This is a genomic window from Streptococcus sp. oral taxon 431 (assembly GCF_023115445.1).
In the GTDB taxonomy this organism is placed as follows: Bacteria; Bacillota; Bacilli; order Lactobacillales; family Streptococcaceae; genus Streptococcus.
In genome coordinates, this window is record NZ_JALDUI010000002.1 from 61,166 (window position 1) to 82,622 (window position 21,457).

Consider the following 21,457-nt stretch of genomic DNA (forward strand, 5'->3'; position numbering starts at 1 on the left):
TCAGCTTTCTAGTAGGGGAACAAGGGAGTTTGGATAAGAAAGCGTTGCCTAGATACAAACAATCTGGTATAATCGTGACAGAAAAGGAGGCCATGTATGAGCTTAACCAGCCAGTTAATTACAGATGTATTCCCAGACCTTGAGAAAGTTGACCAATTAAACAAGGAAGCCTTTCCTGAAGAAGAACGGGTCCCTTTGGAAGAATTTTTAAGTTACCAGGATAGAGATGATGCCCACTTTTTCGCTTTCTATAACGAGGAAGAATTTGTCGGCTTCGCTTTTGCCATTTCCAACCAAAAAGCTTTCTACATTAGCTTCTTTGCCATTATGCCACATCTCCGTAGTCATGGCTACGGGAGAGAAATCATTGAAAAACTCATTGATTTTTACCAACGTACCATTATTCTTGAAGTGGAGCGATTGGACGAAGACTGCGATAACCTTGAGCAACGAAAAGCTCGCATGGACTTTTATCTACAAAATGGCTTTAAAACTGCAAATGCCTTCTTAGAATACGAGGGATTGAGTTTTGAAATTCTCTATCGTGGCGACCATTTTGATGAAGAGGCCTATCGGAATATATTTCAAAAATTACAAGAAGAGAATTACTTCGACTTTCGCATCGAATACCGACGTTTTAGTGAACACTAATCTAGATTGCAACCTTGAATCTCCATTAAAGATTTGTAATTTTCTCTGTAACCAATATACAATCACCTGTCGTAGGTGATTTTTTGTTATTCCCAAATAAGATGAAAACTTGGAAAAAATTATTCTCGCATATCACAAATAAGAGGCTGGGACAAAAATCCTAGCCTCTCAATTGTCTTTGGATTATCGAGCAAGACGCAGTGGTTGAGTGGGCTCTACTACGCTGATTTCATCAGCTTTTACAGCCCTACTCAACTTTACGGAGGTGGGACGACGAAATCGAATTCTAACGAATTACCGATTTCTGTCCCACTCTCTTATCATGATTTGTCTCATAAAGATGCACTAAGTTTACGCTTTTGTTCCAGCTTCTGGCATGATCAGCCAGAGAATGAGATAGGCAAGAATTCCTGATCCACCTAGTAATGTGAAGAGAATCCAAAGTCCACGAACAAGTGTTGCATCAATATCTAAATAGTCAGCAAGACCTGCACAAACACCTGCAATTTTTTTATCTTGAACATTGCGAACTAAACGTTTTTCCATACCAACAATCTCCTTGGCATTACTTTTATTTTCAATTTATTTTATCATCAAATCAAATCTTTTGCAATAGTCTTCCTCATTTTTACTGTGAAAATCTGTCATTCCTGCTCTCATAACCTTGTTTCTTTATTCTCATATAGCAGAAAAAGTGGGGATTCCTCCGCCACTTTTACTTTTTAATCTTCAATTTCGATTTCAAGATCATCGCCAAGGTCAAGAGTCACTTCTTGATTAGCTACTTCTACTTCGGGAGCCTTTACTTTTTCATCGGCTACTGCATCGTCTTCAATCAAGCCAAACTTGACACGAACTTGGTGGTCAATCTCATCAAAGACTTCTGGATGATCTGCCAAGTATTTCTTTGCATTTTCAGAACCTTGACCAATCTTTTCGTCTTTATAAGAGTACCATGCTCCTGCCTTCTTGATGATGTCAAGATCACTTGCAATCTTCAAAAGCTCACCAGTTCTTGAAATTCCTTCTCCATACATGATTTCAACAAAGGCTTCTTTGAATGGTGGAGCTACCTTGTTTTTAACAACCTTAATCTTGGTTTCCTTACCTACGCTCGTATCTTTTTGATCACCAGTTCCCTTGATTTGTGTGCTTCCACGAACATCCAAACGGACAGAAGCGTAGAATTTAAGGGCACGTCCACCAGGAGTTGTCTCTGGATTACCAAACATAACTCCTACTTTTTCACGCAATTGGTTAATGAAGATAGCAATTGTCTTAGTCTTATTAATAGAAGCTCCAAGTTTACGCATAGCCTGGCTCATCATACGAGCTTGAAGACCAACGTGGCTATCTCCGATATCTCCATCGATTTCCGCACGAGGTACAAGAGCAGCAACTGAGTCGATAACAACAAGGTCAACTGCACCTGAATCAATCAATTTCCCAGCAATTTCAAGACCTTGCTCCCCTGAGTCTGGTTGTGACAAGAGCAATTCGTCAATGTTAACCCCAAGAGCTGCTGCATAGGCTGGGTCAAGCGCGTGCTCCGCATCGATAAAGGCAGCAATTCCGCCTTCTTTTTGGGCTTGCGCTACCGCATGAAGGGCAACCGTTGTCTTACCAGATGATTCTGGACCGTAGATTTCGATGATACGTCCCTTTGGATAACCACCTGATCCGAGTGCAATATCAAGAGCCAAAGAACCTGAGCTCATCACTTGGACCTTTTGCTCTGCACGTTCACCCAAGCGCATGATTGATCCCTTACCGAAATCTTTTTCAATCAATTTAAGGGCATCGTTTAGGGCTTTTTCACGATCAGCACCAAATTTTTTGCCAATTTCGTCTAATTTTTTTGTTGGTTTTTTCGCCATTTTATTCTCCTGTATTCTAATAGTCCTTAGACCTTCTTCTATTATAACAAATCTCCATCACTTAATAAAGCTTTGCGAACTAGGTTAAAGGCATGTAATACTGCAATTTCTCGCACATCTGCACGACTTCTACCTGCGATATTGGCCTGGATAACTTCTGCCCCCGAAGCTTGCGCCAAAGCAATAAAAACTGTACCTGCTGGATGTCCTTCTAGGCTATCTGGTCCAGCCACTCCTGTCAAACTAATGCCAAAATCTGACTGGGTCTTGATTCGCGCCTGTTCAGCCATTTTTTCAGCAGTAAAGGCTGAGACGACTCCGTGTTTTTCCAATTCAGCCTGTGGAATATCAAGCATCTTAGCTTTTTCTTCAAGGCTATAAGTCACAAAACCACCTTTAAAGATAGCAGACACACCTGAGAAATCAGCCAAAGTAGCTTGAAAAAGACCTGCAGTCAAGCTTTCTGCTGCAGTGATAGTTTTCTTTTGCTTTTTCAACTCTTCTACTACCAGACTAGCCAAGCTGGTTTCTTCCCCATAGCCATAGCAAATTTCTCGAAGTGAAACGCCCTCAAAAGTTTCTCTTTCAAGGATTTTTTGTTCTAAAGTATCTAGAACACGATCTGCTTCTTCTTGACTCTTAGCCTTGGTCGATAAGCGAAGGGTCACTTCCCCAGTTTTAGCATAAGGTGCCAAGGTTGGATCCGTCTGCTGGTCAATCAAATCTGATAGAATGGTCACTAGCTGGCTCTCACCAATCCCAAAAAAACGTAGCACACGTGAATAGAGCTTAGATCCCGTTGTCAATCTTGGAAGCAACTCATTTAAGACCATAGGTTTCAATTCACTTGGAGGTCCTGGTAGGACAACATAGGTGACACCCGCCACCTCAATCATGCCACCGACTGCTAGACCCGTTTCGTTTGGTAATGGAGTTGAACCTTGAACGATTTGAGCCTGGCGTTCATTATTTGGAGTACGAGCATAGTCTGGTCGGTGAGAAAAAAAGTCATCTAGCTTAGCCTGGGCCTGAGGATCAAAAGTCAAGTCACGTCCTAAAAATTGGGCTAAAGTTTGCTTGGTCAAATCATCTTCCGTTGGCCCCAAACCACCTGTTAAAATAACTAGACTACTTCGATTCTGAGCAATTTCTAACAAGGATAAGAGACGATCCTCGTTATCTCCTACAGCTGTCTGAAAATAGACATCTACACCGATTTCAGCCAACTTTTCAGACAAGAATTGCGCATTGGTATTGACAATTTGACCTGTCAAAATCTCTGTTCCAACAGCTATAATTTCTGCTTTCATTTTTTCCTCCTACTTACCTATTCGGATTTCTTTGAAAAAATCGCAGGATAATTCCTACGATTTGATGGATAATTTCTTGTTATTCTGACTCTTCAGAAGATGGTGGCAAGTGGCCAAAAAGATTCTCATACAAGACTATATTGGTCTCCAAATTCGTAACCTCTGGTTGTCCGAGCGAACGGCGTAAAAGATTTTGCATCTCTAACATATGCTCAGATGTCACGATTTGGTAAGAAGTCCCTTGAAGCATTGCATCCTCTCCACGCAATTGTTGAGACTCAATATTCTTAAATGAATCTTGATAACCCATCAACTGAGGAATGGTTGTTGTTGTAATTTCGATATTTGTCTGCATATTGTCACTAAGAGCCTTCAGAATCTCTTGATAGTGACTCACACTGTTCAAACTAAGAATCTTCTCGACAACTTTTTGAATCACTTCACGCTGACGTTTTTGACGGCCATAGTCTCCTTCTGGATCCTGATAACGCATACGTGAATAAACAAGGGCTTCTTCACCATTTAGCTTTTGTTCACCAACACCGATAGAAATCGTATTAAATGGTTCCTGATCTTGGATAGAGATTGGGAAACCTAGAGTGTTGTTCACTGTAATTCCACCTACTGCATCAACCATTCTTTGAAGTCCATGCATGTTGACCATCACATAACGGTCAATGTGGATATTCATCATTTTTTGAATCGTTGAAATAGACAACTCTGCTCCACCATTGGCGTAGGCAGCATTGAGTTTAGCCTCCGTTACACTACCATCTGGCTGCTGGATTTGTGTGAGAATATCACGCTCCAAACTCATCATGACTGTCTTCTTGGTTTTAGGATTCACCGTCACCAAGATCATTGAATCACTATTACCAGCCCATGGATCTGTACGTTCAACATTCCCTGTGTCCACTCCCATAAGCAAAATCGTCAGAGGTTCAGTCGCTTCAATGACCTTGGTTTCTTCACCGATTTTTTTATAGGTTTTAGCTAAAGTTTGCGTACTTTGCTGATAAATTGTATAGGCATAAGCACCTACACCTAGCACAGTCACAAGGACCAAACCCAAAAACATTCCAATTATTTTTTTTACCATACTCTTATTCGTCTATCAGTTGACCCATTAGGTAAACATCTAGAAACTCTCCTCCTTCTATACAAGCACCACGTTCCTGTAATCCTTCTATGATAAAGCCCATTTTTTCATACAGATGCACCGCGGCAAGATTTCTTTTTTGAACTGTCAATTGTAACCGTCGAATACTACCACTTGATTTGGCCCATTCAATAGTTTCTTCCATCAAGATACTACCGAGACCATTTCCCCAGTAAGCTTTTTTTATTCCTAAAAAGACATCTCCAATATGACGGACTCGCGGACGTTGATCAGCTGTTATATTGATGATTCCTACTAACTCATCATTCAAAAAAGCGAGTATGGTAATTTGATTATCCGACTGGGCCTGCTTATCCAAAAAATGTTGCATTTCAGACTCACTCATTGTAATCCCATTTTCATCCAGACTGGTAAAACTGGACTCTTGACCAATTTGATCTAAGAGAGCAATGACCGCCGAAGCATCCTGGGCTTCCGCTTCACGGATTAAAAGATCATACTCCATCCGTCAATCCTTTCAAAAGTTCTGTAGCTCTTTGGCCATGAGCATGAAAGACGATTTCTCGGCCCTCATCTTTTTTAAGGATTTCTAACTCCAGATAATCCGATGGAAGATTGCCCCCCAATAGATGTCCCCACTCAATAACCGTTACACCTGAACCAAAAAGAAATTCATCCAAGTCGATAGAATCTGCATCACCTTCGATACGATAAACATCTAAGTGATACAAGGGTAGACGTCCTTCATATTCTCGAACAATGGTATAAGTAGGACTCTTAATCATTTGATGAATGCCTAATCCCTTAGCCAGACCCTTTGTTAGCATTGTTTTCCCAGCACCTAATTCACCAGTCAAAATCAACACATCATTTTTTTCTAACAAGTGCCCTAGCTTTTCCCCAAGTGCAACCAACTCATCTTCATTTTTTGTGTACATGTATTTATTATACCAAAAAGTTTTATTTTGTGATATTTCCATCAACAAAAAAAGAGGAGACTCCCCTCTTTTTTTGTTTTTGTCATTAGTTAAGAGCCATACTGATATAGTTCAAGATAAACAAGGCATCCAAAATCCAAATCATGACATGCACATCTTTCACTTGACCTTTGACAACTTTCGTTAAAGTATAAGTTAAGAAACCAACGGCAATCCCTTGTGTAATTGAGTAGCTGAATCCCATAAAGATAGATGTGAAGAAAGCTGGAACAGCTTCAGCCATATCATCCCAAGGAATATTTTTCAAGTTAGAGAGCATCATAATTCCGACAATAATCAAAATTGGTGCAGTTGCAGCTGTTGGAACGATTGCTAGAAGTGGGCTAAAGAAGCTTGATAGGGCAAAACAGATGGCAACAACCAAAGCTGTCAAACCAGTACGTCCACCAGCACCGATACCAGCTGCAGACTCAACATAAGTTGTAACGTTTGAAGTACCTGCAATAGCACCTACTGAAGTTGCCACCAAGTCAGAGTAAAGAGCCTTATCCAATTTAGCTGACTCATGGTTTTCACCACTTGTTGCAATGATACCAACTTTTTCACCAGTACCGATAAGAGTACCGATAGTATCAAAAATATCTGTCAATGAGAAAGCAAGAATGGCCATCAAGGTTTCTGGCAAACGAGAAGTGTTTGAAATCAGAGATCCCAATCCTTCTGAACCAAGAGCAGCACCAAACAAGGTTCCTAGGTCATTAACGGCTGATGAAAGATTATTGCTTGCAAAGTCAATGCTAGACAAATCAACAAGACCAACAGCAATGGCAAGAACTGTCGTTGTCAAAATAGAAAGGATGATACCACCTTTGATCCCCTTAACAACGAAGAAGATAGTAATGGCAATACCTGCAAGAGCTACCAAGACAGCTGGCGTGTTGAAGTCTACCAATCCTGGAACAGCTGCTGAGTTTGCAGTAAGTGCTGCTTGAGCCTTATCTGCTCCTTCACCTGCTACTGTATAAGTACCTGGGTCAATCGAGAATTTCAAGAGACCAGCATTCTTAATCCCAACATAAGCAAGGAAAACCCCAATACCAGCTGAAATTGCTGAACGAAGTGTTGTAGGAATAGACTCAATGATCATTTTACGAACATTGGTCAATGTAATAATCAGTGAAATAATCCCACAGATGAAGACCATTCCAAGGGCTTCTTGCCATTTATAACCCATCCCAAATACGACGGTAAATGTGAAGAAGGCATTGAGTCCCATACCTGGAGCTTGCGCATATGGCAAGTTAGCATAGAAAGCCATCATCAAAGTTCCCACAACAGAACCGATGATTGTTGCCAAGAATACACCTTGAACAGGCATTCCTGTTTGTGAAAGCATTTGAGGGTTTACAAAGAGAATATAACTCATTGCAAAGAAAGTTGTTAAACCAGCAAGAATTTCTGTACGGACGTCTGTCCCGTGCTCTTTTAGTTTAAATAGTTTGTCCATTTTTAATCTCCTTTGTCATTTTACGAACAATATGACTATTATACCACCAATCATTCATATTTTCAAGATGTTTTTACTGAATCATAAAAATCTTATCCGATACTTTTCTCCTTCTTTTTACTTATTATCAGCTTTTCTAGTCACTTTCTGATATAATAGAAAACATCTTATCTGAAACTAGATTCGGGAGGATTTTATGACTAAAAAAATGATTGCCGTCGATTTGGACGGAACCTTGCTAAACTCTGAAAACAAACTTTCTGACTTTACTATTGAAACGATTAAGAAAATCTCAAAAAAAGGCCACCAAGTTGTTATCGCAACTGGTCGCCCTTACCGTATGGCTAAAGATTTTTATGACCAACTTGAACTTGAAACCCCTATGATCAACTTCAACGGTTCACTCACTCATCTGCCAGGTAAGACTTGGAAATATGAAAAGTGTCTGACTGTGGACAAAAAATACCTCTTGGATATCGTAAAACGAAAAGAGGAGATTGAGGCAGACTTTATCGCAGGTGAATACCGTAAAAAGTTTTACATTACGGCTCCAGACAAAGAAATTGCCAACCCTAAATTATTTGGTGTTGAAAACTTTCGCCCTGAAAATCAATTCCAGTCTAACTTAGTGACCAAAGGGCCTAACTGTATTCTATTACAAACTAGGGCAGACGATAAATATGCACTAGCAGAAGAGATGAACAGCTTCTACAAGCAGCAACTCAATATTAATACTTGGGGTGGCCCCTTAAATATCCTTGAATGTACTCCCAAAGGAGTTCACAAGGCCTTTGCCCTTGAATATCTTCTCAATGTCATGAATATAGACAAACAGAATTTAATTGCCTTTGGTGACGAACATAATGACCAAGAGATGCTTTCTTTTGCAGGTAAAGGCTATGCCATGAAAAACGCAAATCCTGCTCTGTTACCTTTCGCAGACGAGCAATTACCATTGACCAACGAAGAAGATGGCGTCGCTCAGTTTTTACAAGAACGATTTCTTTAATTTCACTCATTCTATACTTTTGTGGTAGACATTAGCTATCTTAAAAGTATGGAATTTTTTTGAGCTCAAAGTCAACGAAAAAGGATTTGCACCTGTTTTAGCCAGATCCAAATCCCAACAAATGATGTCTATTTCTTTAAAACGATACGATCAGAAGTCTCATGGTCCATGTCATCGATAATAATCTGGTTCTCTTCTGCCACATAAATCTTGATATCGTCTCCAATAAAGACTCTCTGATTTTCTGGTTCGAAGGTCACCTTCTTAACCTCTTGATCTCCGTCCGCTTCAACGTCTGTCCACGTTCCGGTATTTCCAGTGACTACAAGAGTAATGCTATCACCCTCGTCTTGGCCCTTGTAGGTCCCATCTATATTAGTAGTTGTGTCAGTCTTTGCACTAGTAGTAGAACTAGAAGCACTGGTTTCTGATACTTGACTAGTGCTCGCTTCAGAGCTAGTGCTTGCTTGGGATGAAGGTGTCGACTTAGTTGTTGACGAACAAGCAACTAAAAGACTAAGACTTGCTACAGTAGCAAGAGAAAGTGTAAATATTTTTAGTGACATAATGTCTCCTTTCTTTCAGGAGATAAAGGCAGAAAAACTGCAGAACTATTCTACTTATACTATATCAAAGGAGATAAAGGCAGAAAAACTGCAGAACTATTCTACTTATACTATATCAAATAAAAGAAACAAGGTCTATCAAGCAACTATGTTTTTATAAGGTAGGCACGAACCTCAGATATAAAATAGAGAGAACCTGTCACAAATAGCAAGTCTTTCTCCCCTGCAGACTTTTCAAAATCATCTATAAAATCTCGATAGGAAGCAACTCTATGATATCCACTTAAATCCTGCTCCTCCAAAGAGCCTTGATAGTCGAAGCTCGTCACATAGAGAGCTGTATCAGGTAAATGATCTGTCAAATAAGTTAACATTCCACTATAATCCTTACGCTTTAAAGCTCCAAAAAGGATTTGAGGTTGATGACCTTGCTGAATTTTTTGCTGGATAAATTCAACTAACCGCTCCAAGGCTGGTAGATTGTGGGCACCATCTAGATAAATGTGCTCCGTAACAGCTTCTAGACGCCCAGCCCAACTGGTTGTTTTCAGAGCACACCGGACAACTTCCTCATCGACCTTTTCACCTCTCTGATTCATAAACAATAGAAAAGCCTGCAAGGCAAGAGCTGCATTTTCCTCTTGATAAGCTCCTTCCAAACCCAGTTTTAGTCGGGTCAAGTCCGCAAGAGAAGAAGAAAAATGTCCTGATTTGAAAGAAAAATCTCGGTCAGCTTGGTAGAGAGTTACATCTAAATCTTCTGCTATCTTTTGACAAACGAGCTGGGCTTCAGGAGCTAAGTTTGCAATCACTGCTGCTCTTCCTTGCTTAAAAATTCCTGCTTTCTGTTCAGCGATTTCTTCCAGACTATTGCCCAAGGTCTCCTGGTGATCTAGGCCAATTGATGTAATAACTGCGATCTCTCCAGTAACCACATTGGTCGTGTCAAGCAAGCCACCAATTCCAACTTCTAATAGAACTAGATCCACCCCTTGTTCTTTAAAATAAAGCAAAGCAATCACGGTTAACAACTCAAAAAAAGATAGCTGGTCATGTGTTTCTAGAAGTCTTTGCTCCATTTCCTTAACTTGATTTGCTAAACGGATAAAGTCTGCGTCCGATATGGGTTGACCATTGATACAAATCCGATCATGGATGCTAACAATGTGGGGCGAAGTAAAGGTCCCCACCTTCTTACCATGAGAAACAAAGAGCTCTCTCATAAAGGCAATGGTTGAACCTTTTCCATTTGTCCCTGTCACATGGATAATTGGATAGGTTTGCTCAGGATTCCCCAGCAAATCTACTGCTCTTTGCATCCGTCCCAATCCTGTTCTAAAATTCAATCCAATCCGACTATGGAGCCATTTTTCTACTTCAATCATGCTTGTCTCCTTAACAAAAAAGCGAAGATTCTCTTCGCTTTTTACTCATTTTGCTAGATACTAGCTAAATTTTATTTTTAGCGTCAGGCTAAAAACGTTCCCCGGACTTACTGACGGTTTTTATTTTTAGCGTAAAGGTAAAAATGTTCACTGAACATTCCAACTCTTCCCAATTTCTGAGTTGGGCTGATACAGTCTCCCAGACTACCTGCGTGTCTAATTTCTAGCGCTGGGCTAAAAACATCCACCGAACTTACTGACGGTTTTTATTTTTAGCATCAGGCTAAAACGTCCACTGGACTGACTTGCGGTCTTCATTTCTATCGCAAGGGTAAAAACGTTCCCCGAACGTTTTTACTCCTCCATAAAGCTGTTGAAGACTTCTTCAATCATGTTCCATTCATCTTCTGAATCTTCAGGGATTGGTTGCAATTCGCCTTCTGTTCCATCTTCGTTTTCGATGAATGAGTAAGCTTGGATTTCAACTTCGCCGTTTTCATCTTCTTCTGCGTTAACTGGTACAAGAAGGACATAGTTTTTACCAAATTCTTCTTTTCCGTCAATAGTCAAAAGAATTTCAAATAAAGTTTCGTTTCCTTGCTCATCTACAAGTGTAATAAGTTCACGTTCTTCGTGATCGTGGTTGTGATCGTGTGACATAGTTTCTCCTCTGTCTTAAAATTTTCTATCTAAATAATTTTGCAAAATCAATTGAGCAGCTAGTTTATCAATAACTTTTTTACGCTTATTGCGACTAATATCTGCTTGCTCAATCAACATACGCTCTGCAGCGACCGTAGTTAGGCGTTCATCTTGATACTCTACCGGTAGACCAAAGAGTTCTTCTAGTTTAGCCCCATAGGCTTGACTGGCTTCCACGCGCGGTCCGCTGGTATTGTTCATGTTTTTAGGCAAACCAACAACAAAACGGTCTACCTTATAGGTTTCAACGAGTTCCTTGAGGCGTTCAAAACCAAACTGACCTTGATCTTCATTGATTTGGATGATTTCAAGCCCTTGTGCCGTAAAACCTAACGGATCGCTAATCGCTACTCCTACCGTTTTGGAACCAACGTCCAATCCCATAATTCTCATAGATTATAGATCGACTCCTTGTCCTTTAAGGTAGTAGCGAACCAGTTCTTCAACGATTTCATCTCGCTCATACTTACGGATTTGATTTCGTGCATTGTTATAACGAGGAACGTAAGCTGGGTCTCCACTGAGAACATAGCCCACGATCTGGTTAATAGGGTTATAGCCCTTTTCATTCAAAGAAGCATAGACATCTGTCAATGTTTCACTGATTTCTTTTTTATTGGAATCGTCCAATTTAAAACGTACGGTTTCTTCAGTAAATCCCATTCTAACACCCTCTTTCCTTAGAATAGTACTATTATAGCACATTCGCGGTCGTTCTACAAATCACACAGTCTGATTCTGCTGATTTTCTCTGACTTTTTACTGGACTGTTGCCCCATTTGCAACACGATTAGCAATATAGTCCTCTGGTTCGTTTTTCAATAGATTTTCCAGTCCAACATTCTTCAAGTATTCGTTTTCGCTGGCTTTTTTAATATCCATCGTTTGGAAATCATAGCTAGTCTTGGTTTCCATTTCTTTCTCATTTAAAAGAGTCGTTTCAATGGTAAAGCCTGAAATTTTTCGAGCTGCTTGAACAGACTCATCCTTGTCCTCAGCTTCTTTAAGAGCTTTTTTAGCTTCATCTAATCCTCGTTCAGAAATATAAGTTTTTAAATCTTCTGATACAGGACGTTTCTGCTGAATGGTCAAGCTTAAAAATTGATTGCCTTTGTAAGTAATGATTTGAGTTTGCTGAGCACCACTCTCATCAGCTGGCAACACCAAGGTCTTGGTCACAACCGTATTCTTGGTTGCATTTTCTAATACGGGCAAGGTTGACTGCAGGGCTTCTTGAGAACTCTCAGTAGTTGAAGCTGCTGTTTCTTTTTTCTGACCACATCCAACGAGCAAAAATAGTGCTGCGAATGTTCCAATGACTAACTTTTTCATAAATCCTCACATGTTATCCAATTTAAATATTAGAGAAGGCTAGGAGTCACTCCCAGCCTTGATGTTTTATAGAGCCGCACGTAAACGCGCTTCTGCATTTTCCACATTACGGACAGAGCGTGGCAAAAAGGCACGGATATCGTCTTCTTTATAGCCGACTTGTAGGCGTTTCTCATCTACAAGAATCGGACTTTTCAAGATACGTGGTGTTTCCATAATCAGGTTGAGCACTTCATTCACACTCAAATCTTCGATATCAACACCAAGGGCCTTTGCATAACGATTTTTCGATGATACGATACTTGCAATTCCATTATCTGTTTTTGTCAAAATATCAAGTAATTCTTCTCTCGTGATTCCTTCCTTACCGAGGTTTTGTTCTTTATAACTTAACTGGTGGGCATTGAGCCAGGTCTTAGCTTTTTTACAGCTAGTACAACTTGAGACTGTATAAATTTTAATCATGTACCTACCCCTTTCGCTACATGTTACTATCAGTTTAATCTATTATACCATAAAAAACATCGGACTTGCGACCTATTTTTGAAAAAGTTTCACTTTTTTCGTGTTTTTTTAACTTTTTTCTTGACAAAATACGAACTATAACCATTCTTTATATTTTTTTATATAAAAATTCTTGATTGTTGTGACACATATCATATATAAGAAAATAGTGAGGGTTAAGAATAGGAAATAAGGAAGTCCTAATGGAGCTAAACGAAGAATATTTACTAGCGGTCCATAAGGCAGACTCGTTACAAAAAGGGCTGCAACCAAAGTTGTCAAGATTACAAGCCAAGCTGGTCTGCTTTGCACAAAAGGAACTTTTGCTGTACGAAGCATATGGATAACCATGGTTTGAGACCACATAGATTCGATGAACCATCCTGTTTGGAACAAGATAATAAACTGAAGGGCAGATTCTGACCCATGAACATAGTGATGACCTGTTACCAAAGGAACAATGATAAAGTAGAGGAAGATAAAGGTCAAAATGTCAAAGATAGATGAGATTGGACCCATCCAAACCATAAATCGAGTAATGGATTTTGCTTCCCATGTATGGGGTTGTTTTAGGAAGTCTTGATCCACATTATCAAATGGCAATGCCACACAGGACAAATCATAGACTAGGTTTAGGACAATGAGATGAACAGGAGCCATTGGTAAAAATGGTAAGAAGATACTCGCAACCAGTAGTGAGAAGATATTTCCAAAGTTTGAACTAACGGTCATCTTGATGTACTTGGTCATGTTGGCGTAGACCTTACGACCTTCAACGATACCAGTTTCAAGAACCATAAGATCCTTGTCAAGCAAGATAACATCCGCTGTTTCCTTTGCGATATCTACTGCTGTATCAACGGAAATTCCAACATCTGCCACCTTCATAGATGGGGCATCATTAATACCGTCACCCATATAACCAACACCGTGACCATTTTTCTTTAACTGTAGAATAATCCGCGCTTTTTGGTCAGGAGATAATTTGGCAAAGACTGTTACTTTTTCAACCACTTCTGCCAATTCTTGGTCTGTCATTTGATCAATGTCAGCACCTAAGAGCATATGTTCAACGTCCAATCCAACCTTTTCACAGATAGCTTGGGTTACTTTTTCATTATCTCCAGTTAAAATTTTTGTTCTGACACCATGCTCAAGCAAAGCTTGGATAGCGGGTGATGCAGATGGTTTTGGTGGATCCAAGAAGGCAAGGTAACCCGTAAGGATCATATCACTTTCATCATCCACAGCATAGGCATAATCTTCACGTAGACCTGACTTGTAGCCAACACCTAATACACGTAAACCTTGACGGTTTAATTGACCAACTTCTGCCAGTACTTCTTGGCGAATACCTTCCGTAATAGGGATTATTTCTCCACGATATTCCACATGTGTCGAAATGGTCAACATTTCTTCCAAGGCGCCTTTGGTCACCATACTAACAACATTGCTATCATCTTTGACGATAACACTCATGCGTCTACGTTCAAAATCAAATGGTAGTTCGTCGATTTTTTGGAAGCTGGTGTCTAGATTTTGTAGGATAACATGTTCCTTGGCTTCTTTTTCAGTTCTACTGATGATGGCACGGTCCATTAAGTTTTTCAAACCTGTTTGAAAATGTGAATTTAGATAAGCTCTTCTTAAGACCGCCATATCCAAATCACCATGGATATCCAAGGGGTATTCTAAGACAATCTCATCTTGCGTTAGAGTTCCAGTTTTATCCGTACAAAGGATATCGATTGCTCCTAAGTCTTGGATAGCATTGAGTTTTTTGATGACTACCTTTTCCTTGGCCATGATAATGGAACCTTTTGCTAAGCTGGCTGTAATAATCATCGGAAGCATTTCTGGTGTCAGTCCGACACCCACGCTCAAGGCAAACACTCCAGCTTCTAGCCAGTCTCCATCGGTCAATCCATTTGCGAAAAACACGATTGGAACCATGACAAGCATCAAGCGGATCAAGAGCCAAGAAATGCTGTTCATTTCACGTTCAAAAGAAGTTGGCTCATCATAGGTGTTGAGAGTTTGTTCGATGGCTCCCATCATGGTGTCATCACCAACAGCTAGAACCATAGCTGTAGCACTTCCTGAGATAACGTTTGTCCCCATGAATGCCAAGGATTCTGCTTCTAAAAGACTCTCTACATTTTGATTAGTAGCTTTATTTAAAGCAAGTTTTTCTACTGCATCACTTTCTCCAGTCAAACCTGACTGTTGAACAAAAAAGTCGCGGGATTCAAATAAGATGACATCTGCTGGAATCATATCTCCAGCACTCAATTTCACGAGGTCTCCCACAACCAAGTCATCGATGGGTAACTCTTGTTCAAGACCATCGCGAATAACAGTTGCTGTATTGACAATCATTTTTGAAAGATTGGTTGTTGCCTTATCGCTTCGCAATTCTTGGACAAAACGAATACCTCCTGAAATCAAAACCAAGACAACGATAATAATAGAGGTCGTTGGATCTTCTTGACCAGGTTTGGCAAGCCAGACATTTGTAACGAGAGAGATAAAGGCAATCACAAGCAAAATGATTGTGAAAGGATTGATGATGGACTCGTAAATCTTTTTAAAGATGGAATCCTCTTGACCTTTTGTGATGGTGTTTTCACCATATAGGTCACGGTTTTCTTCGACTTGTTCTTGGTCTAAGCCTTTTAGACTTGTATGGTAAAAAGCTAGACTATCTTTTAATGGAGTTTGAATAGCTGCTGCTAGTCTTTCTTTTGTAGTTTTCATTGGTTTCTCCTATCTGTATGAATGGTGATTTCATACACGGGGACCAATCACTTTATAAGGACAGAACGACACAAATCAGCGATTGGCTGTGTATGTGCGGTTCTGGATGATCGTCAATTTGCATCGTTTGTCTCCTTTCTTTGTTCTAAAACAGCAGAAAATCCTACCATAAAATGGCAGGACTAAAAAACTTATTATCTGTTTTCGTTCAAGCTTTAACTCCATAGGGCGATGTAATGAGCTTAGTCTTGACCTTCGCGACCATGACTGTTGACCAACGAGTAGTGTCTCCACTGCTTTGCGGTAGTCATCCGTATCCCTATGGTAGCCTCACCTACCGTTTTCGCCTTTCAGTATAAACCTTTAACTAGTAAAAGTCAACGATTTATCTCATTTTTCTTAGATTACGATTAATTCTTTTGGAGCAAGGGTTAATAACTCACAACCGGTATCTGTAATCAGGATGTCATCTTCAATACGAACCCCGTATTTACCTTCAATATAAATACCCGGTTCATCAGTCAAGACCATACCAGTTTTGATAACTTCTTTGGAAGTTTGGCTAAAGTAAGGTTCTTCGTGGATATCAAGTCCAATCCCGTGCCCGATACCGTGTGTAAAATATTCTCCATAGCCTGCTTCCACAATAATGTCACGAGGAATCTTATCAAAGTCACGGAAACCTAAACCAGCCTTAGCTTGGTCAATCAATGCTTGGTTGGCTTTTAGAACTGTATTGTAAATCTCTGCCTGCTCGTCACTGACATGACCGAGGTAGATGGTCCGAGTCATATCACTCACATAATGCTCGTAAAGGCACCCAAAGTCCATAGTGATAGCTTCGCCTAGTTCTACTGGCTTGTGCATTGGGTGAGCATGGGGTTTAGAAGAGTTAATACCGCTCGCTAGAATGGTATCAAAAGACAAGCCAGATGCTCCCAACTCACGCATGCGGAAGTCAAGGAAGTTGGCAATTTCAATTTCTGTCTTCCCTGGCTTGATAAAGTCAAGAGCATCGCGGAAAGCTTGGTCTGAGATAGAACAAGCCTTGCGAATCGCTGCAATCTCCGTCTCATCTTTAATCATGCGAAGACCTTCAACAAACTGAGTTTGTGGAAGCAAGTCCAAACCCGCAAAAGCTGCCTGCATACGGTGATAATAAGACACTGAAATCTCGTCCTCAAAACCGATTCGAGACAAGCCCATGTCCTTAACAATGCCAGCAATGACAGCCAATTCATCACGGTCAGCCACAATCTCAAAACCACTGGTTTCTTGCTTGGCTGCAATGATATAGCGAGAGTCTGTCACCAAGACCTGACGGTCACGGCTGATAAAGACTGTTCCGTTTGAACCCCAAAAACCAGTCAGGTAATAGACATTTTTAAGGTTATTGATGATGATGCCATCTAATTCTTTTTCTTGCATTTTAGCTAGAAATGCTTGTACACGTTTATTCATGATGTAACTTTCCTTTCAAATAGTGTCCTGTGTAGCTGGCTTCGTTGGCCGCTACTTCTTCTGGAGTTCCTGTTGCGATGATGGTTCCACCGCCGACACCTCCTTCTGGGCCTAGGTCGATAATATGGTCTGCTGTTTTGATAACATCCAGATTGTGCTCAATGACGAGAACTGTATTGCCATCATCGACAAAGCGGGACAAAACGGTGAGTAGACGAGCGATGTCCTCAGTATGCAAACCAGTTGTCGGTTCATCTAAAATGTAGAAAGACTTGCCTGTTGAGCGCTTGTGGAGTTCACTAGCCAACTTCATACGCTGGGCCTCTCCTCCAGAAAGTGTCGTAGCTGGTTGTCCCAAGGTCACATATCCTAGACCAACATCTTTGATGGTCTGAAGTTTGCGTTGAATTTTCGGAATGTGTTGGAAAAATTCTACTGCATCGTTGACCGTCATATCCAAGACTTGCGAGATATTCTTTTCCTTGTAGTGAACTTCTAGGGTTTCACTATTGTAACGAGTCCCATGACAGACTTCGCAAGCTACGTAAACATCTGGCAAGAAGTGCATCTCAATCTTGATAATCCCGTCACCCGAGCAGGCCTCACAGCGCCCACCCTTGACATTGAAACTGAAACGCCCCTTCTTATAGCCACGAATCTTGGCTTCATTTGTCTGGGCAAAAAGGTCACGTATATCGTCAAAAACTCCTGTATAAGTCGCAGGATTAGACCTCGGTGTTCGTCCAATTGGACTCTGGTCAATGTCTATCAGACGGTCGATATGTTCAATCCCTGTAATGGATTTAAACTTACCAGGCTTGTCTGAATTGCGATTGAGCTTTTGAGCAATGGCTTTTTTGAGGATACTGTTGATTAAGGTCGATTTCCCTGAACCAGATACACCAGTCACAGCGATAAATTTTCCTAAGGGGAAGCGCGCAGTAATATTTTGTAGGTTGTTTTCACGCGCTCCTGTCACCTCAATAAAACGACCATTTCCAACACGGCGCTCTTCTGGCACTGGAATGGCACGTTTGCCTGACAAGTACTGGCCTGTGATAGACTTGCTGTTGCGAGCCACCTGTTTGGGCGTACCTGCAGCAACAATCTCCCCACCAAATACTCCCGCACCGGGACCAACGTCAATCAGATAATCAGCCTCACGCATGGTATCTTCGTCATGTTCCACTACTATAAGAGTATTGCCCAAATCACGCATCTTTTTGAGACTGGCAATCAGACGGTCATTATCCCTCTGGTGAAGACCGATTGACGGCTCGTCTAGAATATAAAGAACACCTGATAGGTTAGAACCAATCTGAGTCGCCAAGCGAATACGTTGGCTCTCCCCACCTGATAAAGTTCCTGCCGAGCGAGAAAGGGTTAGATAGTTGAGACCCACATTATTGAGGAAAGTCAAGCGGTCCTTGATTTCCTTGAGGATAGGACGAGCGATAATAGCTTCATTTTCAGATAGAGTTAGTTGATCAAGGACCTCCAAATGGTCTGCGATGGAGAGGTCTGAAATTTCTCCGATATGGAGCCCTTTTTCTCCCCCTACTCGAACAGATAAGGCTTGGTCATTGAGACGATAACCATGACAAGTGCCACAAGTCAGCTCGTTCATATAGAGACGCATCTGTGTACGAGTGTAGTCGCTATTGGTTTCATGATAGCGACGCTTGATATTTCCAAGCACTCCTTCAAATGGAATGTCGATATCACGAACTCCGCCGAATTCATTCTCATAGTGGAAATGGAATTCTTTCCCATCTGAACCATAGAAGATGAGATGTTTATCCGCCTCAGACAAGTCCTCAAAAGGCCTATCCATATCCACTCCAAAAGCTGTCATGGCTTGTTCCAGCATATTTGGATAATAGTTAGAAGAGATCGGATTCCAAGGCGCTAAGGCTCCCTCACGAAGAGTCTTACTAGCATCTGGTACGACTAAGTCCGTATCAACCTCTAGCTTGATCCCCAAACCATCACACTCACTACAGGAGCCAAACGGTGCATTGAAGGAGAAGAGACGGGGTTCTAGCTCTGGAACCGTAAATCCACATACTGGACAAGCATAGTGTTCTGAAAAGAGCAACTCTGAATCATCCATAGTATCAATAACGACATAACCTTCAGCGATACGGAGAGCTGCTTCAATCGAATCGAAGAGACGACTACGGATACCTTCTTTGATAATGATACGGTCTACCACCACATCAATGTTGTGTTGCTTATTCTTTTCAAGTTCAGGAACTTCAGTCACGTCGTAGACAACTCCATCGACACGGACACGGACGTAACCATCCTTTTGAATCTTTTCAATCAGCGTCTTATGCTGACCCTTTTTCTTACGAATAACAGGAGCCAAAATCTGCAGACGCTGGCGCTCTGGCAATTCCAAAACCTTGTCTACGATCTGTTCGACAGACGAAGCCTTGATAGCCCCATGTCCATTGATACAGTAGGGTGTCCCTACACGTGCATAGAGAAGACGTAGATAATCGTTGATTTCCGTCGTTGTTCCAACCGTCGAACGAGGATTTTTACTAGTCGTTTTCTGGTCAATGGAAATGGCAGGGCTGAGACCATCGATAGAGTCCACATCTGGCTTTTCCATATTGCCCAAGAACTGACGGGCATAGGCTGACAGACTCTCAACATAGCGACGCTGCCCTTCTGCATAAAGGGTATCAAAGGCTAAACTAGACTTTCCTGATCCAGATAGTCCCGTCACCACAACTAGCTTGTCACGCGGAATTTCCACATCAATATTTTTTAAATTATGGGCGCGTGCCCCATGGATGACAATCTTATCTTGCATATTACTTCTTTCTAGTTCATTGTTGCTTTCCATTATACCAAAAAAAGTGAAATTCTATTACCAAAAAAGCCGATTTTGTAGTATAATAAAAAACTGCTTATTTTATGTTTCCTTAGGGCTTTCTAACCCTTATATCACGCGCTTTTTAACAAAAATCACTAATATTACTTTTTACTACTTGCTCCCCCAAAGTACGCAAAAAGGGGAGCAAAAAAGCCCCACAAAAGGGCTAAAATTTGATGAGTTCAGCAGGCAAGATTTAGCACCCTTTGAAGGGTGCTTTTTATATAAGATATTTTTATAAAAAAACTATCAACTACGAGCATTAATTTTTATTTCACATCAGAAATATACTCTTTAGCAAGACTGATAATATGTTCCCATAAATCAGGATAGCTGTCTTTCAAATTGGAAATTTCTGGAACTCCTAAATTATTTTGATGGATGGTCATAAACTTACCACAACGAATATAGCATTCATCTTTAGTCAACTTCAAAAGTGGATACATATTTTTTGTGACTTCAACATCAAACTTTGGATCGATATTTTTTTTATTGCTAATTGATGAAATTGGTAAAACAGTAAAATCACTGAATCCTGATTCATTTTCAGCTTTTAAAATAAGGACTGGTCGAGCTTTATACTTTATCGAACTAGTGCTGACATCATAATATGGCATCCGTGAAGACTTTATAGTACCAACAAGAGAAGAATTATCCCGCAAGATAAACCTCCTCATTAAAGTCATCGAATTCATCTAAATACATATCATATTGATGGTCATAAACTCGGACTTTTTCCGCATCTTTTTTGATATCTTCTTTAGAAATGATTTTATTTCCGATTTCGCTATCGTTTAGACCATTACGGCTGTTTTTCCATGATAATTCTTCATGAGATAAATTTCTAAGATACCACGCATCATATTGACTGTATTTATTGATAACGCTCTCAATGATGTATTTATCTGTTTCACTCAGTGATGAGCTATCACCATCGTAAGGAACATAGGATTGTTCAAAAAAATAGCGCAACTCTACAAGAACTGGTCCATGTACCCATCCCTCAAAATCGCTAGAAAAAAGGGGGGCACCAGTTAAAGCAAAACTTTCACGTTGTGCGAAATACATCAACTTCTGTAATTTTAATTCTTGCGTTTCGAATCTTGAGTTAGACATTTGTTCATAAGCATAAATCAAATATTTTGCGACATCAATTGTCTTGCTCATATCTTCTTCCTCCTTAGTCATACAAATAAAAACACAAGTACCACATCTGTCACCTGTGTTTGTTTTTTTGTTAAATTATATAACCGTTTTTAATATAACTTTTTTTAAACTTTTTGTCAATGATTTTAATCATTTTTTGTAAACTAAATATGGTTATTTAGTTTTATATTATTGACGAAATATGTACATACTTTTCCATACTTTAATTTCTGATTGCTGATAGATATATTATACCATGAAGCGCGTGGGTTATGGGCTTATGACCTCGCAAAAGCCCCCATATT

General features: G+C 40.4%; 21 protein-coding genes and 1 riboswitch. Of the genes, 2 read left to right on the top strand and 19 right to left on the bottom strand.

Going from position 1 to position 21,457, the window contains the following annotated elements:
- Nucleotides 1-96: 96 nt before the first annotated feature.
- Nucleotides 97-651, top strand: coding sequence for a GNAT family N-acetyltransferase (locus tag M1R56_RS02135; protein WP_248034439.1), 555 nt, complete (start codon nucleotides 97-99; stop codon nucleotides 649-651).
- A gap of 351 nt (nucleotides 652-1,002) precedes the next feature.
- Here the strand turns inward: M1R56_RS02135 and M1R56_RS02140 are convergent, their stop codons facing one another.
- The 7 genes from M1R56_RS02140 to M1R56_RS02170 form a co-directional block, all read right to left on the bottom strand.
- Nucleotides 1,003-1,197 (bottom strand): PspC domain-containing protein, encoded by a 195-nt coding sequence (locus M1R56_RS02140; RefSeq protein ID WP_248034440.1) that lies wholly within the window; start codon nucleotides 1,195-1,197, stop codon nucleotides 1,003-1,005.
- Between the two features lie 176 nt (nucleotides 1,198-1,373).
- Nucleotides 1,374-2,528: a recombinase RecA gene (gene recA, locus M1R56_RS02145; RefSeq protein ID WP_153224556.1), complete on the bottom strand. Its 1,155-nt coding sequence runs from the start codon at nucleotides 2,526-2,528 to the stop codon at nucleotides 1,374-1,376.
- A 41-nt stretch (nucleotides 2,529-2,569) separates the two neighbouring features.
- Nucleotides 2,570-3,838 (bottom strand): competence/damage-inducible protein A, encoded by a 1,269-nt coding sequence (locus M1R56_RS02150; RefSeq protein WP_248034441.1) that lies wholly within the window; start codon nucleotides 3,836-3,838, stop codon nucleotides 2,570-2,572.
- 79 nt (nucleotides 3,839-3,917) lie between these two features.
- A complete protein-coding gene (locus M1R56_RS02155; RefSeq protein ID WP_248034442.1) occupies nucleotides 3,918-4,937 on the bottom strand; it encodes an LCP family protein in 1,020 nt (339 codons plus the stop codon).
- A gap of 4 nt (nucleotides 4,938-4,941) precedes the next feature.
- Nucleotides 4,942-5,463, bottom strand: a complete 522-nt coding sequence (locus M1R56_RS02160) for a GNAT family N-acetyltransferase (RefSeq protein ID WP_248034443.1) — start codon at nucleotides 5,461-5,463, stop codon at nucleotides 4,942-4,944.
- Nucleotides 5,453-5,896, bottom strand: coding sequence for a tRNA (adenosine(37)-N6)-threonylcarbamoyltransferase complex ATPase subunit type 1 TsaE (gene tsaE / locus M1R56_RS02165; RefSeq protein WP_248034444.1), 444 nt, complete (start codon nucleotides 5,894-5,896; stop codon nucleotides 5,453-5,455). Before tsaE ends, M1R56_RS02160 begins: the two co-directional genes overlap by 11 nt.
- Before the next feature lie 85 nt (nucleotides 5,897-5,981).
- Nucleotides 5,982-7,403 (bottom strand): NCS2 family permease, encoded by a 1,422-nt coding sequence (locus M1R56_RS02170; protein ID WP_248034445.1) that lies wholly within the window; start codon nucleotides 7,401-7,403, stop codon nucleotides 5,982-5,984.
- A gap of 196 nt (nucleotides 7,404-7,599) precedes the next feature.
- On the opposite strand from M1R56_RS02170, the gene M1R56_RS02175 reads away from it, so the two are divergent.
- Entirely contained in the window at nucleotides 7,600-8,412 is an 813-nt protein-coding gene (locus M1R56_RS02175; protein WP_248034446.1) for a Cof-type HAD-IIB family hydrolase, read from the top strand.
- Nucleotides 8,413-8,540: 128 nt separating this feature from the next.
- On the opposite strand, the gene M1R56_RS02180 is transcribed toward M1R56_RS02175, so the two are convergent.
- The 12 genes from M1R56_RS02180 to M1R56_RS02235 all read right to left on the bottom strand — a co-directional run bounded on the left by M1R56_RS02180 (nucleotide 8,541) and on the right by M1R56_RS02235 (nucleotide 21,173).
- On the bottom strand, nucleotides 8,541-8,978 hold the full coding sequence (locus tag M1R56_RS02180; RefSeq protein WP_248034447.1) for an SP_0198 family lipoprotein: 438 nt from the start codon (nucleotides 8,976-8,978) through the stop codon (nucleotides 8,541-8,543).
- Between the two features lie 146 nt (nucleotides 8,979-9,124).
- The gene (locus tag M1R56_RS02185; protein WP_248034448.1) at nucleotides 9,125-10,363 is read right to left on the bottom strand and encodes a folylpolyglutamate synthase/dihydrofolate synthase family protein; all 1,239 of its coding nucleotides are present in this window, start codon (nucleotides 10,361-10,363) and stop codon (nucleotides 9,125-9,127) included.
- 354 nt (nucleotides 10,364-10,717) lie between these two features.
- Nucleotides 10,718-11,023 carry a DUF1292 domain-containing protein gene (locus M1R56_RS02190; RefSeq protein ID WP_000017624.1) on the bottom strand — a complete coding sequence of 102 codons (306 nt, stop codon included), beginning with the start codon at nucleotides 11,021-11,023 and terminating at the stop codon, nucleotides 10,718-10,720.
- A 15-nt stretch (nucleotides 11,024-11,038) separates the two neighbouring features.
- Nucleotides 11,039-11,458: a Holliday junction resolvase RuvX gene (gene ruvX, locus M1R56_RS02195; RefSeq protein ID WP_049502846.1), complete on the bottom strand. Its 420-nt coding sequence runs from the start codon at nucleotides 11,456-11,458 to the stop codon at nucleotides 11,039-11,041.
- A 3-nt stretch (nucleotides 11,459-11,461) separates the two neighbouring features.
- Nucleotides 11,462-11,728: an IreB family regulatory phosphoprotein gene (locus M1R56_RS02200; protein WP_000507060.1), complete on the bottom strand. Its 267-nt coding sequence runs from the start codon at nucleotides 11,726-11,728 to the stop codon at nucleotides 11,462-11,464.
- A gap of 96 nt (nucleotides 11,729-11,824) precedes the next feature.
- Nucleotides 11,825-12,397, bottom strand: coding sequence for an SP0191 family lipoprotein (locus M1R56_RS02205; protein ID WP_075229630.1), 573 nt, complete (start codon nucleotides 12,395-12,397; stop codon nucleotides 11,825-11,827).
- Nucleotides 12,398-12,463: 66 nt separating this feature from the next.
- Nucleotides 12,464-12,862, bottom strand: coding sequence for a transcriptional regulator Spx (gene spx / locus M1R56_RS02210; RefSeq protein ID WP_000591165.1), 399 nt, complete (start codon nucleotides 12,860-12,862; stop codon nucleotides 12,464-12,466).
- Nucleotides 12,863-12,997: 135 nt separating this feature from the next.
- Complete coding sequence (gene mgtA / locus M1R56_RS02215) at nucleotides 12,998-15,658, bottom strand: magnesium-translocating P-type ATPase (RefSeq protein WP_248034449.1); 2,661 nt, start codon at nucleotides 15,656-15,658, stop codon at nucleotides 12,998-13,000.
- Between the two features lie 192 nt (nucleotides 15,659-15,850).
- A riboswitch (M-box (ykoK) riboswitch) is annotated at nucleotides 15,851-16,004 on the bottom strand.
- A gap of 53 nt (nucleotides 16,005-16,057) precedes the next feature.
- Nucleotides 16,058-17,119, bottom strand: a complete 1,062-nt coding sequence (locus tag M1R56_RS02220; RefSeq protein WP_248034450.1) for a Xaa-Pro peptidase family protein — start codon at nucleotides 17,117-17,119, stop codon at nucleotides 16,058-16,060.
- The gene (uvrA, locus tag M1R56_RS02225; RefSeq protein WP_248034451.1) at nucleotides 17,112-19,943 is read right to left on the bottom strand and encodes an excinuclease ABC subunit UvrA; all 2,832 of its coding nucleotides are present in this window, start codon (nucleotides 19,941-19,943) and stop codon (nucleotides 17,112-17,114) included. Before uvrA ends, M1R56_RS02220 begins: the two co-directional genes overlap by 8 nt.
- A 332-nt stretch (nucleotides 19,944-20,275) precedes the next feature.
- Nucleotides 20,276-20,668 (bottom strand): type II toxin-antitoxin system PemK/MazF family toxin, encoded by a 393-nt coding sequence (locus M1R56_RS02230; protein ID WP_248034452.1) that lies wholly within the window; start codon nucleotides 20,666-20,668, stop codon nucleotides 20,276-20,278.
- Nucleotides 20,658-21,173 (bottom strand): type II toxin-antitoxin system antitoxin SocA domain-containing protein, encoded by a 516-nt coding sequence (locus tag M1R56_RS02235; protein WP_248034453.1) that lies wholly within the window; start codon nucleotides 21,171-21,173, stop codon nucleotides 20,658-20,660. Before M1R56_RS02235 ends, M1R56_RS02230 begins: the two co-directional genes overlap by 11 nt.
- Nucleotides 21,174-21,457: the final 284 nt, after the last annotated feature.